Origin of the sequence: Pontimicrobium aquaticum (assembly GCF_005047595.1) — a bacterium.
Taxonomy (GTDB): domain Bacteria; phylum Bacteroidota; class Bacteroidia; order Flavobacteriales; family Flavobacteriaceae; genus Pontimicrobium; species Pontimicrobium aquaticum.
Window position 1 is genome coordinate 46,927 of record NZ_SUPL01000010.1, and the last position, 16,660, is coordinate 63,586.

Consider the following 16,660-nt stretch of genomic DNA (forward strand, 5'->3'; position numbering starts at 1 on the left):
AAAGCATAAACTTTATAAAAATGAAATATTCAGTAGAAGTTACAATAGAGAAACCCCGAAATGAAGTCATAAAAAAATTGGATAATGTAGATAATATGAAGCATTGGCAAAAGGGTTTAGCTTCTAGCGAGCATATTTCAGGTACTCCTGGTGAAGTTGGCGCAAAAATGCGATTAAACTACAAAATGGGGAAACGTAACTTAACACTCATTGAAACTATCACCAAACGCAACCTACCAAACGAATTTAATGGTACTTACACTGCAAAAGGTATGCACAACATTCAAGAAAACTATTTTGAAGAAACCTCTGAAGGGAATACCAAATGGATATCCAATTGCGAATTTCAGCCATCTAGCTTCATGATGAAAGTCATGGTGTTTTTAATGCCTGGAGCGTTTAAAAAACAGTCTAAGCAATACATGATAGATTTCAAAAATTTTGTCGAAAAAGGTGTTTCTGTTGCAGAAGAAAAATGAACTGTAATTTTAATATGAATCATTCTATCAAAAAGATATTTATCTTAATATCTATTTTAAGTTTTTCCATTGCTTGTTATTCTCAAACTACTGAAATCCAAAAAGAAGAACGTCTAGCTTGGTTTAAAGATGCTAAACTTGGTATTTTTATACATTGGGGAATTTATAGCGTTAATGGCATTGACGAATCGTGGTCCTTCTACAATGGTTATATTCCGTATAACGAATACATGAAGCAGTTAAAGGGCTTTACAGCCAAGAAATACAATCCAGAGCATTGGGCTAAACTCATTAAAGAAAGTGGTGCAAAATACGCTGTAATTACAACCAAGCACCACGATGGTGTTGCATTATGGGATACTAAACATAGTGATTTGAATGTTGTAGATAAAACCAAAGCTATGCGTGACCTTATAAAACCTTTTGCTGAAGCTGTTAGAAACGAAGGTCTTAAATTAGGTCTGTATTACTCACTGCTAGATTGGTCACACGACGATTACCCAAACTTTACAAGGGATAAAAAACGTTATGAAAACGATAGCTTAAAATGGAATCGTTTCACCAAATTTAATTTTAGTCAGTTAGAAGAACTTACCAAATTCAACCCAGATTTATATTGGTTTGATGGCGATTGGGAACAAAGCGCCGAAACATGGAAAGCAAAAGAGATTAGAGATTTATTACTCAGTAAAACACCACACACCATTATTAATTCGAGGCTTCAAGGCTATGGCGATTACGCCACACCAGAACAAGGTATTCCAGTATCTAAACCAAAAAGTGAGTTTTGGGAATTATGCATGACCATGAATAATTCTTGGGGATACCAACCTAATGATACCGCTTATAAAACCTCCAATCAAATTATTAGAATTTTAGTGGATTGCATTAGTATGGGAGGAAATTTACTCTTAGATATTGCGCCAAAACCAGATGGTACTATTCCAGGTGAACAAGTGACTATTTTAAAAGATTTAGGGCGTTGGACCAACAAACACAAAACTGCCATTTATGGTACTCGTGCTGGAATTCCTCATGGGCATTTTAATGGTTATACAGCCTTAAATAAAGAAGGCAATATCCTATATCTTTATGTCGATAACAATCCAAATGGCTCATTACTCATTAAAGGATTAAAAAATAAGGTCAACAGGATTTGGGTAGTTGGCAATGGGACTAAACTAGAACATAAGGTTGTTGGAAAACAGTATTGGAGTAATGTTCCTGGTTTGCTATACATTGATTTACCAGAGCATGTACAAGATAAAGACGTGACTGTAATTGCTGTACTTTTAGATGGTAAAATTGATTTATATCGTGAAGCTGGCCATACTATAGAAGATAATTAATTACCTTGAAATAATAAATAAAAACAATTAATAAATAATGAAACGTATTCTTTCCCTCATTGCAATTTGTATTCTTTTTACTTCTGAAATACAAGCACAACAAACAAATGTTGACTTAAAAGCACTTGACACTTACTATGAAAAAATGGTGAAAGATTGGGATGTTCCAAGTGCTACCATTGGCATTGTAAAAGATGGTAAACTCATTTTTACAGGAAATTATGGCACCATGGAAGTAGGTACCAATCAAAAACCTAATGAGCATACTCTATATGCCATTGCATCTAACTCTAAAGCATTCACCTCAGCAATGATTGGTATGTTAGTACAAGAAGGCAAACTCAACTGGAACGATAAAGTAGTAAAATATTTACCATATTTTGAAGTATATGATACTTGGGTGAGCAATAATGTAACTATTAGAGATATTCTAAGTCATCGTGTTGGTTTGGGTACTTTTAGTGGTGATAACATTTGGTATAAATCCAATCTTCCTGCCGAAGACATTATTAAGCGTATAAAACATGTGCCACAAGCTTACGATTTTAGAGCTGGTTATGGCTATTCTAACCTAATGTTTATAACTGCTGGTGAAATTATAGAGAAAGTTACTGGAAAAAGTTGGGCAGAAAATGTACAAGAACGCATTTTAAATCCTTTAGGTATGACTCGCACAATTGCATCTGTTTATGATTTAGAAAAAAAAGGAAACTATGCCACGCCTCATGCGAGAAAAGATGATAAAAACTATCCTATTCCTTGGGCAAAATGGGATAATGTCGCTGCTACTGGTGGTTTGATTTCAAGTGTGTCAGATATTTCAAAATGGATGATTTTTAATTTAAATAATGGTATTCATGAAAAAGACACGTTGTTGTCTAAAAGAACTAGAAATATGGTGTGGACACCTCATAACAATCATTATATAGACCACACCACCAAAAATGATTTCAATCAACATTTCAATGCCTATGGTCTAGGTTGGGGATTGAGCGATTATCATGGCCGATTAAAAGTTGGACACACTGGAGGTTACGATGGTATGATTACCGCTGTGACCCTAATACCTGATGAAAATTTGGGTGTAGTTGTATTAACCAATGGACCAAAAAGCCCTATTATGGCTGCAACCTATTATGCGTTGGATAAATTTTTAGGTGTTGAAAACGGTAAAGATTGGTCAACCGATTATTTAACCAATACTAATAGAAACGCTAAAAATGATACTCGCATTTCTGATAGAGTTAATAGTCGTGTTCTAAGTACTAAACCATCTGTACAACCAAAAGATTTTGTTGGAAATTATTATGCAGATATTTATGGCAAAATAAGTATCGTAGAAAAAAATAATGAACTAAAACTTCAATTTTCACATTCACCATTATTATCTGCTACCTTAACACATTGGCATTACGATGTGTGGAAAATTAACTGGGATCACCCTCATGCTTGGTTTAGTTTTGGTACTATAAAAATTAATACTGATAATAATTTAAAAGTAACTGGTTTTAATTTTGATGTCCCTAATGATGATTTCTTTTTTGAAGAAATTAAACCAAAGAAGATTAAATCCAACTAGCCTAAAATATTTCGTCAGTTTGAGTGCTAAATCTATGATTTAGTGTATCGAAAACAGAAATATTTTAGACATAAATTCACTTCTAGATACTAAATTCTTTTCAGAATTTCACTCGAAGTGACACTTTTAAAATGAAACATTACTATATTTAATAAGGTCTTTTAAAAACTTCTTAAATGAAAAAACTATATCGTAGAAATTTTGTAAAGCAGCTTTTTACAGGTGTTGCAGGAACTGTTTTGCTGTCTTCATATAAACTAAGTGATATAGATTATCCTTTATACTCGTTTGATGAAAATGATAATAGTGAAGCCTTTTGGGAAAACATAAAGGCGCAGTTCAAGTTTGCACCAAATTTACGGTATTTTAATAATGGATCGTTAGGATCCTGTCCAATAGCTGTACAAAAAGCAACGAATGAATTTAGAGCAACATTAGATGCATTTCCATCAAAATATATGTGGGGAGGTTGGTATAATGAAAAGGAAGATGTACGACAAAAAGTAGCCGATTTATTCTCTGTAGATAAAGAAGAAATTGCCTTAACGCACAATACTACCGAAGGTATGAACCTCATCGCTAGAAGTTTTAATCTCAAAGAAGGTGATGAAGTAATTTTAATAGATCACGAACACAAAAGTAGTGTTGTTCCTTTTACCGTTTGGCAAGAAGAACGAGGTATAAAATTAGTTCGCCCTGTAATTCCAATACTTCCAGAAAAAGTTGAAGATATTGTAAAAGTATATGAAGATGCCATTACTCCTCGTACCAAAATTATATCGATGTGCCATGTAGTCAATACCAATGGTATGATATTGCCTGTAAAAGAAGTCTCAGAAATGGCACATAAAAAAGGCATTCTAGTTGCTGTTGATGGCGCACAAGCCGCAGGCATGTTCGATATTAACTTAAAAGATTTGGGCTGTGATTTTTATACCGTTAGCGCCCACAAATGGTTATTTGCCCCTAAAGGTATTGCTATGTTTTATGCTAAGAAAGAAAGTCAGCATCACCTAAAACCACTAATTGTTGCTAATGGACATACCGATAAAAGTATAAGACGTTTAGAGAATTACAACACCAGAAACTTACCAGAATTATTGGGTTTTGGTAGTGCTGTTGATTTTATAAATAGTATTGGAAAAGAAAAAATATCGAAACGCTCCTACGAGTTAAAACATTACTTTAGAAACAAAGTAAAAAACAACCCAAAGTTTAAATTAAAAACACCCGAACATGATGGATTGTCGTGTGCGATTCAAACATTAGAAGTTGTTAGTAAAAATGTACGTGATGTAAAAAACAAATTGAGTAACGATTATGGTATCGATACACGACCAATGAGCAGCTATGGCTTAAATGGCGTACGTATTTCCTTCGCCATATTTATTACCAAAAAAGATATTGATTATTTAGTGGATGCTTTGGAAGCCATTGCAAGCTAATCCATTTGACTTTGTAAGAAAAAACACCTAACTTCGTTTAACAGTCGATAAACTTCAATTGAAACTGAATTTATCTTAACATTAAACGAAATTCAAAAAAAAAAAAAAAAAAAAAAACAGCACCAAAGGTGCTGTTAAATCAATATAAATAAGATTCCTGTTTCCACAGGAATTATTACCTCGAATAATTAGGAGCTTCCTTAGTAATCGTTACGTTATGCGGATGACTTTCACCAATTCCAGCGGCTGTAATTTTCACAAACTTACCTTTGTCTTGAAGCGAAGCGATATCTATAGCACCGCAGTAACCCATTCCTGCACGTAAACCTCCAACAAATTGGTGAATGCTTTCATACAGTTCTCCTTTATAAGGTACACGACCAACAATGCCTTCTGGTACTAGTTTTTTAATATCGTCTTCTACATCTTGGAAATAACGGTCTTTACTGCCTTGTTTCATGGCTTCCACAGAACCCATTCCTCTATAAGACTTAAACTTTCTGCCTTCGTAAATAATGGTCTCTCCTGGAGATTCTTGTGTTCCTGCTAATAACGATCCCAACATCACACAATCGGCTCCAGCAGCAATAGCTTTTGGGATATCGCCTGTATAACGAATACCTCCATCTGCAATTACTGGCACACCACTACCCTTTAAAGCAGCAGCTACTTCTAGTACTGCTGAAAATTGTGGAAAACCAACACCTGCAACCACTCTAGTAGTACAAATAGACCCTGGACCAATACCAACTTTTACAGCATCTGCTCCAGCTTCCACTAAATATTTAGCAGCTTCGGCTGTTGCTATGTTTCCAACTATAACTTCTAGTTTAGGGAAACTTGCTTTTACTTCTTTTAACACATTTACAACACCTTTGGTGTGTCCATGGGCTGTATCGATTATTACAGCGTCAACACCTGCTTTTACCAACGCAGCAGCTCTATCAACCGCATCACCTGTTACGCCTATAGCCGCAGCAACACGTAAACGACCATAACTATCCTTATTAGCTATTGGTTTTTGTGTTACTTTAGTAATATCTCTAAAGGTTATTAAGCCTTCTAGTTTATAATTATCGTCAACAATTAAAAGCTTTTCAATTTTATTTTTTTGTAAAATGATTTCAGCATCTTTTAGCGAAGTTCCAACAGAAGCTGTTACCAAGTTCTCACCTGTCATTACCTCAACTATTGGTCTGTCATTGTTGTGTTCAAAACGTAAATCACGATTAGTTACAATACCTTTTAGTATTCCATCTTCATCAACAATTGGAATACCTCCAATACTATACTCTTTCATAAATTGCTTAGCATCCAACACATTTGCTGTTAGAGGCAAGGTTACAGGATCTATAATCATTCCGCTTTCGGCACGTTTTACCTTACGTACTTTAGCAGCTTGCTCCTCAATAGTCATGTTTTTATGTAACACACCTATTCCTCCCTCACGAGCCATGGCTATGGCCATTCTGCTTTCGGTAACCGTGTCCATTGCAGCAGATATAATAGGTACATTTATAGTAATGTTCCTGGTAAATTTTGATTGAATACTAACCTCGCGTGGTAAAATTTCGGAATATGCTGGAACCAAGAGTACGTCGTCATAAGTAAGACCTTCTCCAACAATTTTGTTTTGATGTGCAATCATTGCTTTAGCTTTTAATTGCGTGCAAATTTACACTTTTTATTTCATTTATTGTGAATGTATTTTATTAAAGTATCTATTTGCAACGTCCTAAACAAACAGATTTTTTTAATGTGATACGAAATAGTTAATTTTAGTCTTTAATTTTATATATGGAAGCCTACGCAAATGCCTTATTATATGCAATTCCTTTCTTTATTGTATTAGTTTTAGTTGAAATAGCTTATGGCTATTTTATAAAGAATCAAACGCATAATGTTATGGATACTATTTCTAGCTTGAGTTCTGGTTTAACAAATATTATTAAAGATTCTTTAGGATTGGTTATAATAATTATTTCTTATCCATACTTGTTAGAACATTTAGCTCTATTTAAAATTGAAGCTACATGGCTAGTGTACGTTATTGCTTTTATAGCAATTGATTTTGCTAGTTATTGGAATCATAGATTGAGTCATAAAATTAACTTTTTTTGGAATCAACACGTCATACATCACAGTAGTGAAGAGTTTAATTTAGCATGTGCTTTAAGACAATCTATTTCTAACCTTTTAGGCTACTTCCCTATTTTATTAATTCCAGCCGCTTTGATTGGAGTTCCTCATAAGGTAATCGTATTATTAGCTCCCATACATTTATTTGCGCAATTTTGGTATCATACCAAACATATAGGGAAATTAGGTGTGTTTGAATACATTATTGTTACACCATCACAACACCGTGTGCATCATGCCATTAATGAAGAATATATAGACAAAAATTTAGCTGCTATTTTTTGTGTTTGGGATAGACTATTTGGTACGTTTCAAGAAGAATTAGACGATGTTCCTCCAGTGTATGGCGTTTTAAAACCTGCGCATACTTGGAATCCTATACTCATTAATTTTCAACATATTTGGCGACTTATTAAAGACGCTTGGAGAACTAACAACTGGCTTGATAAATTGCGTATTTGGTTTATGCCAACAGGTTGGAGACCAAAAGATGTCGCTAAAAAATTTCCTATTACAACTGTAACCGAACCTTATTCACTAAAAAAATATAATACCAACCCGTCAAGGTTTTTAATTTGGTGGTCTATTTCCCAGTTAGTGGCCACAACCTTACTTATGCTATTTATGTTTTATAATTATGCTAATATTGAGTTTAACAATCTGTTGCTTTACGGATTAATTGTTTTTATAGGCATCTATGGCTATACCTCAATAATGGATAAAATGAAATTTGCCTGGGTAATAGAAATTGTTTTTAGTTGCTTAGGATTATTTGTACTATATAGAACAGGAAGTTGGTTTGGGTTAGATGCATATAGTTACTTTGGAAACTATATAGTTGCCTTATACTTTGTAAGTACTATTTTTGGAGCTATTTACTTTGCATCAAAACAGTTTATTAAAAAACCCTAACGCTTAGGACAACGCTTACAATTAGTTTTACCCTTTTTCTTAAACTTTTTACAGCATTTCTTTTTTACATCACCACAACCATTAACAACACAAGGTGTCATTATAAACACTGGTGATGCACAACTACTGGGATTAGGCATAACGGTTAAGCAGTGTTTTTATTTGCTTGTGCAATGGTATTAATATCCCTATCAAATAAATAGTGTCCAGATTTATCTTCTCCAATAATATTTAATTTATCGAGTAAAGTTCTAGCAACTGCTTCTTCTTCTAATTGCTCTGTAACATACCACTGCATAAAATTATGTACGTTATAATCTTTATGCTCTAGGCATTCAAAAATAATGTGGTTGATTTTTTGTGTTACAAACATTTCACTTTCAAGAAACAATTCAAACAATTCGTTTAAAGATTTGTAATCTGCTTTAGGCTTTTCAAGGTTTGGAACAATGGCATTTCCACTTCGTTCGTTAATAAACTTTACTAATTTAATCATGTGTACACGTTCTTCTTCCGATTGTGAATAAAAAAAATCGGCCACACCATTATAACCTTTAGCATCTGCCCAAGAGGCCATGGCTAAATATTGCATTGAAGCCTTTGCCTCAAACTTTACTTGATCGTTTAATAATTGTTCTATTACTTGATTCATACCATAAATTTTACATCCATAAAGATACTTAAACTTCCTTTTAATTGTAAATGAATTTAAACTATTTACTAACGTTGTTTTGTTTAAAAAGTTGATATAAAATTATTATAATAGCAACCGTGAACGTAAGCGTCATTAATACACCTGAAAACATCACTATGTATTTCACCCATAAAATACCTTTCCATAAAAAGTAAAGTCCTCCAAACGTAAGAATCACAGATATAAATGGTTCAAGAATCAAAAATAATTTTAACTTTTTTCCAAGTTGTGTGGTACTTAAAATACCACCTACTAAAAAGAAAATAATAGACATTGACAAAATATGATTATGCACCAACGTAAGCATTTCCTTTTCGCTTTTTTTAAATTTCATAACCTCAGCGTTTTCATCACTTTCGTTTCCCAAATATTGTTCTTCAATACCATTTGGATTTGCTGACGATGTTTCTCCTACAAATAGTAATCCAGTATAAAAACCAATACTGAGCACAATTATAAATGCACCTATTAATAATTTAATTTCTTTAGGAACTGTATAAATTAATCCGTTTAGCTGCATTACAATAATTCTTTTTGATGAAGGATCTTTATAGACTTTAATAAATTATTTACAGCATTAGTCATAGACTTAACCGAAATTGTTGCGCCAGAAATTGCTGCAATATTATCTCCATAAATAAGTTTATCGTTTAGCGTTTTACCAACCAGTTGTTTTAACCAACGCTTACTACCTATTTCATTCCCATAATCTTCTCTATAAATTAACACTTTTGATTTTTTGATAATGAAATCATTATCAAAAAGTACTAAATAATCAAACTCATCAGTTTTACTTGGTGCTTTTGAAACATAAGCAAAACCAACAACATTATTATTACTCAATATTTTAAATAAGCTGTTGTCTTCAAACTTACTTGGTAAAGCATCAGTAATAGATTTATCAAATGTCACAGGTATTAACTTGTGTGCTTCTATACTATAAACTTCTTTAATCTGCTTATCAACTTTTTTTTGAATGTTTTTAGGAAGATTAGAAACCACCAACACCAAACTAAAAATTGAAATCAGTATATATTTAAAATTCATTTTTTTACGTATTACTTAAAATACCAAATAGTTAAGATTAAAAATCAACCTTAACTATTTGATAAAAATTAACCAATTAAATTACTAGAACCAAACACCAAAGCCAATGTTTAATTGCCCTTTGGCATCGTTTCCTTGTATTGCGTTATCAAAAATTTGATAATCGGCTTTTACTACTGCTCCTGACGCTATATGGTAACTTAAACCAGTTGTCCACTCATTTCTATTATAACCTAAGTTACGTGTAATATTTGCGTCGGCTGTTGCAGCATGTGTATCGTATTTCTCATATCTTACAAAAGCATCTAGTTTTTGCTCTTTTCTAAGTGGTAATAAATTATAGGCAGCTTCGGCATACCATCCTCTAAGTTCTGATCCTAAATCTGCTGTATATAAATCGTTATAATCATCAGCATTTTTTATTAATGCATGTATGTATTGTCCTCTAGCAGAAAAACGTCTATTAATATAACGTGCATCTAAACCAAACATAGATACTCCTATGTCAGACCCATCCATCTCCTGAACATCGTCAGTTGCTTGTGTTCTACCAAAATATCCTGATAATCCTAAACGCAGTCCTTGAATACCATAATAATCTAACTTAGCTGAGAAATTTGGTGTATTAATAGTCGATTCGGCTCCTTTTTGGCGACCATTTCGTAATCCGTTAGCACCTCCTAAAACTTTGGTTCCGTTTACTGATGCAAAACCATTAAAAATATAGGCTTGGTAACGCAAACTGGCTTCATCAAACTTTCCAGTAACACCAACTCCTATTTCTCTCCACGTAGTTGGCACAATACTTTTATCCATACTCGGTCTTTCAACACCATTAAAAGTTGTTGGTTCGTGGTACTCATTTACAATTCCCATAGGTACCAACATTAAACCTCCGCGTATATTAAAATTATCGTTCATACTATAATTTAAAAAAGCTTGTTCTATATAAACTTCTTTAACGTGCTCGTATTCAATTTCTGTAACAAATTGCACTTTGTCATTAAATTTATAACCAAATAGCATCACTAATCTATGCACATCCATTTTACCATTTACACCTTCTGGTTGGTTATAGTCAACTTCTGCATAACCACCAACAGTAATTCCCTGCGAACCATTACCATTTAAAATGTTTTGTGCAGCATTTTGTTGTTGATTATTTGTAGTACTTGCATTTTGACTAACTGTTTGAGCGTATCCAAAACTAGATACAAGAATTGCTATTGATAAGACAGCTTTTTTCATTTGTTTTTATTTAGACTTATTACAAATAGGTATTAAATTCAGATGCAAAAGTAATACTGAAAAGTAAAAAAACAAATGTTATTTAGAATAAATTTAAATAAATTTATTAATGGTATTTAGTAAAGATCTTAGTAGCCTCGTTATAAGCACTTTCAAAACTAAGTGCATTTAAATTATTATCTTTTTTAGATGTAAAATAAGACAATAATTTTTCGGTTGGCATATTGCCTGTAAGTTCATCTTTTGCCATAGGGCACCCTCCAAAACCTTGAATGGCACCATCAAATCTTGTGCAACCTGCAAGATAAGCGGCATTTACTTTTTCAAACCAAGTAGAAGGAGTGGTATGCAGATGCGCACCAAATTCTATATCAGGATAACTAGGAATTAAATTAGAAAACAAATAAGAAATATTGTCAGGATTGGAGCTACCAATTGTATCGCTTAATGATAAAATTTTAACTCCCATATTACTCAATCGTTCGGTCCACTCACCTACTATATCAACATTCCAAGGGTCTCCATAAGGATTACCAAAACCCATAGATAAATAAGCAACAACCTCTTTATTAGACTTATTTGCAATATCAAGTATTTCTTGAAGTGTAACTACAGATTGTGCAATTGTTTTATGAGTATTTCGCATTTGGAAATTTTCAGATATCGAAAAAGGATAACCTAGATAGTCAATTTCTTTATGCTTACTTGCATCAATAGCTCCTCTGGTATTTGCTATAATTGCTAGGAGTTTACTTTTTGTGTTAGAAAGGTCTAACTGAGACAAAACTTTAGCAGTATCAACCATTTGCGGAATGGCTTTTGGAGATACAAAACTACCAAAATCAATAGTATCAAATCCTACTCGTAGTAGTGATTGAATGTACTGTACTTTTTTTTCTGTTGGAATAAAAGCTTTAATGCCTTGCATAGCATCTCTAGGGCATTCTATGATTTTAATCTGCTTGGTCATTTTCTTTAAAATACGCCTTAAAAATACTACTATTTTTGGAATGACATTTAATTAAATTTCTCAATAAAATTTAATTAAAAAACTTTCTTAAATCGATAAAATAGTCGCTTAATCGTTATTGTAGTTATATAGATGATTTTATTTCTATTTTTAGAACTTAATCAGGTATTTGCAAATGAAAAATAACACTACTTTATTTTTTATCACTTTATTATTCTTATTAGTTACAGCAGGTTTGCAAGCTCAGCAAACTACTGAATTAGAATGTGGTACACTATCTACACCAGAGTCTCAGGAATATTGGAGAAACACTAAAAAAACCATAAAAAAATATGAAAAAGAGTTCTATGAATTAGCTGCTAATGAATCTCGTACTTCTATTATAAATTCTGTTCCAATAAAAGCTCATATTATTAGAAAAACAGATGGGACAGGTGGTTTAACAGAAGCTGAACTAAATGATGCTATGGATAACATGAACGCTTTTTATGCAAGTGCCTTCATGGAGTTTTTTTTATGTGATGGCATTAATTATATAGATGATGACAATTATTACGACTTTAAAAACTCAGAAGATGAGGCGTCACTTACATTAGCTAATAATGTAAACGGACTTATAAATATTTACTTTACCAATTATATTGAAAATAGTAGCGGAAGTAGTCTATGTGGTTATGCCTATTATCCTGGTGGAGCTGATGTTATTCTAATGGCTAATAATTGCGCTACTAATGGAAGCACTTTACCTCACGAAGTTGGGCACTTTTTTTCTTTAAGACATACTCATGGACCTTCAAACTCTGTACTAACCACTGAGCTAGTTGATGGTTCAAACTGCGATACAGATGGTGATGAAATTTGTGATACACCTGCCGATCCAAAATTAAGTTACACAAATGTTGATGCAAGTTGTATTTATTCAGGAATTGAAACAGATGCCAATGGAGATACGTTTGTTCCAGATCCAAATAACATTATGTCCTATTCTAGAAAAGAGTGTAGAATTTATTTTTCAAATCAGCAATTTGCTCGAATTTATGCAACCTATAAAAGTGTACGTAATTATTTTGCTTGTCCCTCTCTTAACGTAGATTTTTCTGCCAATATCCCTGAAGATTGCGCTAGTAATTTAACTGTTGATTTTACTGATAATAGCCCAGGAGCAACTTCATGGCAATGGGATATTAATAGCGATAATATTATAGATTATACCATACAAAATCCATCGCATACTTACTCTTCTGGAATATACGATGTAACATTAACCGTTTCTGATGGCACAAACTCAGTAACTAAAACCTATTTCGAATATATTAAAATTGGAACTCAAAAATCAACACCAATTGAAGAAGATTTTGAAAATTTTGATATCGCTAACAAAGATGGCTGGGTAGCTAACGACGTTAATGGCAATGGCTATAATTGGATTGCAACAAATGGAGGTACACCTTCCGCTAATACAGGCCCTGAAGTAGATAACACAACAGGAACTGCCTCCGGAACTTTTATTTATACCGAAGCTTCATACGCTGTTACAGGCGATGTTGCCGAATATATTTCACCTTGTATCAATATTAGTTCTGTTAATGCTGAACTCGAGTTTGCTTACCATATGTATGGTCCAAATACAGGAGAACTTCATCTAGATATATTAACAGATTCAGGTGAAATATTAGATGTAATGACTCCTCTTGTTGGACAACAACAAACTGCACAAACTGATAATTTTATATTAGCAAAGATTAACCTATCAGCCTATTACAATCAATCTGTTAAAATTCGTTTTAGAGCTATAAGAGGAGGCCATTGGGATGGAGATATTGCCATAGATGATATGAGAATAAACACCAATTTATTAAGTATTAATAAAAATGAGTTGTCTGGTTTTAAAATATATCCTAATCCAGTTACAGACAGAACACTAAACATAAAAAGCACTTTAAATTTAAACCGTGTCAATTATGAAGTAACAAATCTACTTGGTCAAAAAGTTCTATCTGGAACACTTAAAAGCAAAGAGGTTAATGTAAGTAAACTACATTCTGGCACTTACTTTTTAATTTTAAAATATGAAGGCAAAAAATCAATTAAGAGATTTATAATTCAATAAAAAAGGGACTCTTAAGAGTCCTTTTTCATTTTTAATATTGCCTTATTAATGCTTTTTATAAGCTTGGGACCTTCGTAAATAAATCCTGTGTAAACTTGAACTAAATCGGCTCCTGCTTCAATCTTCTCTAAAGCATCTTTAGCCGAGTGAATACCTCCAACACCAATTATTGGAAATGCTTTGTCACTCATCTCTGCAAGATATTTAATGACTTGTGTACTCTTATCCTTAATTGGTTGTCCGCTTAATCCTCCATTGCCAATAGCTTTCAACATATCATCCGAGGTTTTTAAACCTTCTCTAGACACTGACGTATTTGAAGCAATAACGCCATCAATTTTAGTTTCTGCAACTAGCTCTACAATTTCATCGAGTTGATGATTGTTTAAATCTGAAGCAATCTTTAATAAAATGGGTTTTTGTGTTGCAAAATTTCTATTTGCTTTTTGTACTTCACTAATTAATTCTTCTAGATAATCTTTATCAGTAAGTTTGGCGTGACTACCAACATTTGGACAACTTACATTTAACACAAAATAATCTACATAAGGATGTAATGCGTTAAAACACTCTAAATAATCGTTAGTATAATCTTCAGGAAGAGTATTTGTATTTTTACCAATATTTCCACCAATAATAACGTTTCCCTTGTTTTTCTTTAATTGAGTAATAGCAGCTTCTAAACCTTCATTATTAAATCCCATTCGATTTATAATGCCTTGATCAGCTTTTAATCTAAATAATCGCTTTTTTGGATTACCTTCTTGTCCTTTAGGAGTTACAGTCCCTATTTCTATAAATCCAAAACCAAAATTTGATAATTCATTGTATAATACAGCATTTTTATCGAATCCTGCTGCTAAACCCACTGGGTTTTTAAACGTTAACCCAAATAAATGTCGTTCTAGAGATTTATCTTCAACTGTATAAAGTGCTTTAACAATACTTGAAACAAAAGGGATTTTAGAACTATTTTTTATGAAGGAAAATGTAAAATGATGTACTTTTTCAGGATCGAAACAAAATAATAAAGGGCGAATCAGTAATTTATACATTATCTAGATTTTGACTGCAAAAGTACATGATTTTTTAGCATAAAAAAAGAAACATTTTAAAGCTTGTTACTTATAAAACCGTTGGTTATTTTTGAGTAAAACCAATACTACAATGTTAAATAAACAACATATTATTAATCGCTTTTTAAGCTATGTAAAAATTGATACTGAAAGCGACCCAAAAAGTAATACTACACCAAGCACAAAAAAACAATGGGATTTAGCCAACAAGCTAGTTGAAGAATTAAAAGCTATTGGCATGAGCAATGTTAGTATTGATGAAAACGCCTATATTATGGCAACCTTGCCAAGCAACGTAGAGCATGAGGTACCAACCATTGGTTTTATTTCGCATATTGATACCTCGCCAGATTTCACTGGAGCAAATGTCAATCCACAAATTGTAGAAAACTATAGTGGAGAAGACATTATTTTAAATACTGAAAAAAACATTATTCTTTCTCCTAGTTATTTTGAAGACTTACTATTGTATAAAGGTGAAACACTTATCACTACAGATGGTACAACATTGTTAGGTGCTGATGATAAAGCAGGAGTTTGTGAAATAGTGAGTGCCATGGAATACCTTATACAACATCCCGAAATTAAACATGGCACTATAAAAGTTGCATTTACACCAGATGAAGAAATTGGTCGTGGTGCTCATAAATTTGATGTTGACAAATTTGGAGCCGATTGGGCCTATACTATGGATGGTAGTCAGGTTGGTGAATTGGAATACGAAAACTTTAATGCTGCAGAAGCAGAAGTCACTTTTAAAGGCAGAATAGTACATCCAGGTTATGCCAAAGGCAAAATGATAAACTCTATGTACTATGCTTCAGAATACATTAATACTCTACCAAAATTAGAAGTTCCAGAACATACCGAAGGCTATCAAGGATTTTTTCATTTACATGATATACATGGTAACGTTGAAAAAACAGTATTAGAATACATTATTCGTGACCATGATAAAGATAAATTTAAAGCACGCAAGGCTTTGATGCAAAAGGTTGCAAATGATATGAATACAAAATATAATCAAGATATAATTAGTATCGAGGTTAAAGATCAGTACTACAACATGAAAGAAAAAGTAACACCAGTGATGCATGTTGTTGATATCGCCGAAGAAGCTATGAAACAATTAGGCATTACACCTTTAATAAAACCCATTAGAGGTGGTACTGACGGCTCACAGCTTAGTTACATGGGGTTACCTTGCCCAAATATATTTGCTGGAGGTCATAATTTTCATGGTCGCTATGAATATGTTCCAGTGGAAAGTATGTTAAAAGCAACCAAGGTTATTTGCAAAATTGTAGAACTTACGCAAGAACGTTATAACTAATAATGTATTGTGATTATATATCTCACCGAAATAAAGGGTGGATATTAAGAAACAACCAGTTTCTAAGTAAAATCTAAAATCATAAAACAATCACTAAATAAAGCTAAAATTTAAACAAAAAGCACAGTTTATAAACTGTGCTTTTTGTATTATTTATGTCCCGTCCTGAAATAAGTTGACACAAAAACGACTTATTATGAAAGACAAAGAGCAATCAAGAGTTAAGCGTACTCAGCGCGATTATAATTTGGGCTTTAAATTAGCAGTAGTATCGCAAGT

14 protein-coding genes are annotated in these 16,660 nt (G+C 32.8%); 7 read left to right on the top strand and 7 right to left on the bottom strand.

What is annotated here, in order from left to right; genetic code table 11:
- Positions 1–20 precede the first annotated feature (20 nt).
- The 4 genes from E5167_RS14620 (at position 21) to E5167_RS14635 (ending at position 4,852) form a co-directional block, all read left to right on the top strand.
- Positions 21–479: an SRPBCC family protein gene (locus E5167_RS14620; RefSeq protein ID WP_136844909.1), complete on the top strand. Its 459-nt coding sequence runs from the start codon at positions 21–23 to the stop codon at positions 477–479.
- 14 nt (positions 480–493) lie between these two features.
- Complete coding sequence (locus tag E5167_RS14625; RefSeq protein ID WP_136844910.1) at positions 494–1,828, top strand: alpha-L-fucosidase; 1,335 nt, start codon at positions 494–496, stop codon at positions 1,826–1,828.
- A gap of 37 nt (positions 1,829–1,865) precedes the next feature.
- Positions 1,866–3,407, top strand: coding sequence for a serine hydrolase (locus E5167_RS14630; RefSeq protein ID WP_136844911.1), 1,542 nt, complete (start codon positions 1,866–1,868; stop codon positions 3,405–3,407).
- Positions 3,408–3,583: 176 nt separating this feature from the next.
- The gene (locus E5167_RS14635) at positions 3,584–4,852 is read left to right on the top strand and encodes an aminotransferase class V-fold PLP-dependent enzyme (RefSeq protein ID WP_136844912.1); all 1,269 of its coding nucleotides are present in this window, start codon (positions 3,584–3,586) and stop codon (positions 4,850–4,852) included.
- A gap of 175 nt (positions 4,853–5,027) precedes the next feature.
- Here the strand turns inward: E5167_RS14635 and guaB are convergent, their stop codons facing one another.
- Positions 5,028–6,500, bottom strand: coding sequence for an IMP dehydrogenase (guaB, locus tag E5167_RS14640; protein ID WP_136844913.1), 1,473 nt, complete (start codon positions 6,498–6,500; stop codon positions 5,028–5,030).
- Between the two features lie 149 nt (positions 6,501–6,649).
- Between guaB and E5167_RS14645 the strand changes: the two genes are divergently transcribed.
- A complete protein-coding gene (locus E5167_RS14645; RefSeq protein WP_136844914.1) occupies positions 6,650–7,903 on the top strand; it encodes a sterol desaturase family protein in 1,254 nt (417 codons plus the stop codon).
- 145 nt (positions 7,904–8,048) lie between these two features.
- Here E5167_RS14645 and E5167_RS14650 read toward each other — a convergent pair whose 3' ends face one another.
- The 5 genes from E5167_RS14650 to E5167_RS14670 all read right to left on the bottom strand — a co-directional run bounded on the left by E5167_RS14650 (position 8,049) and on the right by E5167_RS14670 (position 11,862).
- Positions 8,049–8,555, bottom strand: coding sequence for a ferritin (locus E5167_RS14650; RefSeq protein WP_136844915.1), 507 nt, complete (start codon positions 8,553–8,555; stop codon positions 8,049–8,051).
- 61 nt (positions 8,556–8,616) lie between these two features.
- Positions 8,617–9,117, bottom strand: coding sequence for a hypothetical protein (locus tag E5167_RS14655; RefSeq protein ID WP_136844916.1), 501 nt, complete (start codon positions 9,115–9,117; stop codon positions 8,617–8,619).
- Positions 9,117–9,644, bottom strand: a complete 528-nt coding sequence (locus tag E5167_RS14660) for an FMN-binding protein (RefSeq protein ID WP_136844917.1) — start codon at positions 9,642–9,644, stop codon at positions 9,117–9,119. Before E5167_RS14660 ends, E5167_RS14655 begins: the two co-directional genes overlap by 1 nt.
- An 84-nt stretch (positions 9,645–9,728) precedes the next feature.
- Positions 9,729–10,892: a hypothetical protein gene (locus E5167_RS14665; protein WP_136844918.1), complete on the bottom strand. Its 1,164-nt coding sequence runs from the start codon at positions 10,890–10,892 to the stop codon at positions 9,729–9,731.
- 106 nt (positions 10,893–10,998) lie between these two features.
- Complete coding sequence (locus E5167_RS14670) at positions 10,999–11,862, bottom strand: hydroxymethylglutaryl-CoA lyase (protein WP_136844919.1); 864 nt, start codon at positions 11,860–11,862, stop codon at positions 10,999–11,001.
- Between the two features lie 175 nt (positions 11,863–12,037).
- On the opposite strand from E5167_RS14670, the gene E5167_RS14675 reads away from it, so the two are divergent.
- A complete protein-coding gene (locus E5167_RS14675; RefSeq protein ID WP_136844920.1) occupies positions 12,038–13,972 on the top strand; it encodes a T9SS type A sorting domain-containing protein in 1,935 nt (644 codons plus the stop codon).
- Between the two features lie 11 nt (positions 13,973–13,983).
- On the opposite strand, the gene E5167_RS14680 is transcribed toward E5167_RS14675, so the two are convergent.
- Positions 13,984–15,027: a quinone-dependent dihydroorotate dehydrogenase gene (locus E5167_RS14680; protein WP_136844921.1), complete on the bottom strand. Its 1,044-nt coding sequence runs from the start codon at positions 15,025–15,027 to the stop codon at positions 13,984–13,986.
- A gap of 112 nt (positions 15,028–15,139) precedes the next feature.
- Between E5167_RS14680 and pepT the strand changes: the two genes are divergently transcribed.
- Positions 15,140–16,381, top strand: a complete 1,242-nt coding sequence (gene pepT / locus E5167_RS14685) for a peptidase T (protein WP_136844922.1) — start codon at positions 15,140–15,142, stop codon at positions 16,379–16,381.
- The last annotated feature ends 279 nt before the right edge of the window (positions 16,382–16,660 follow it).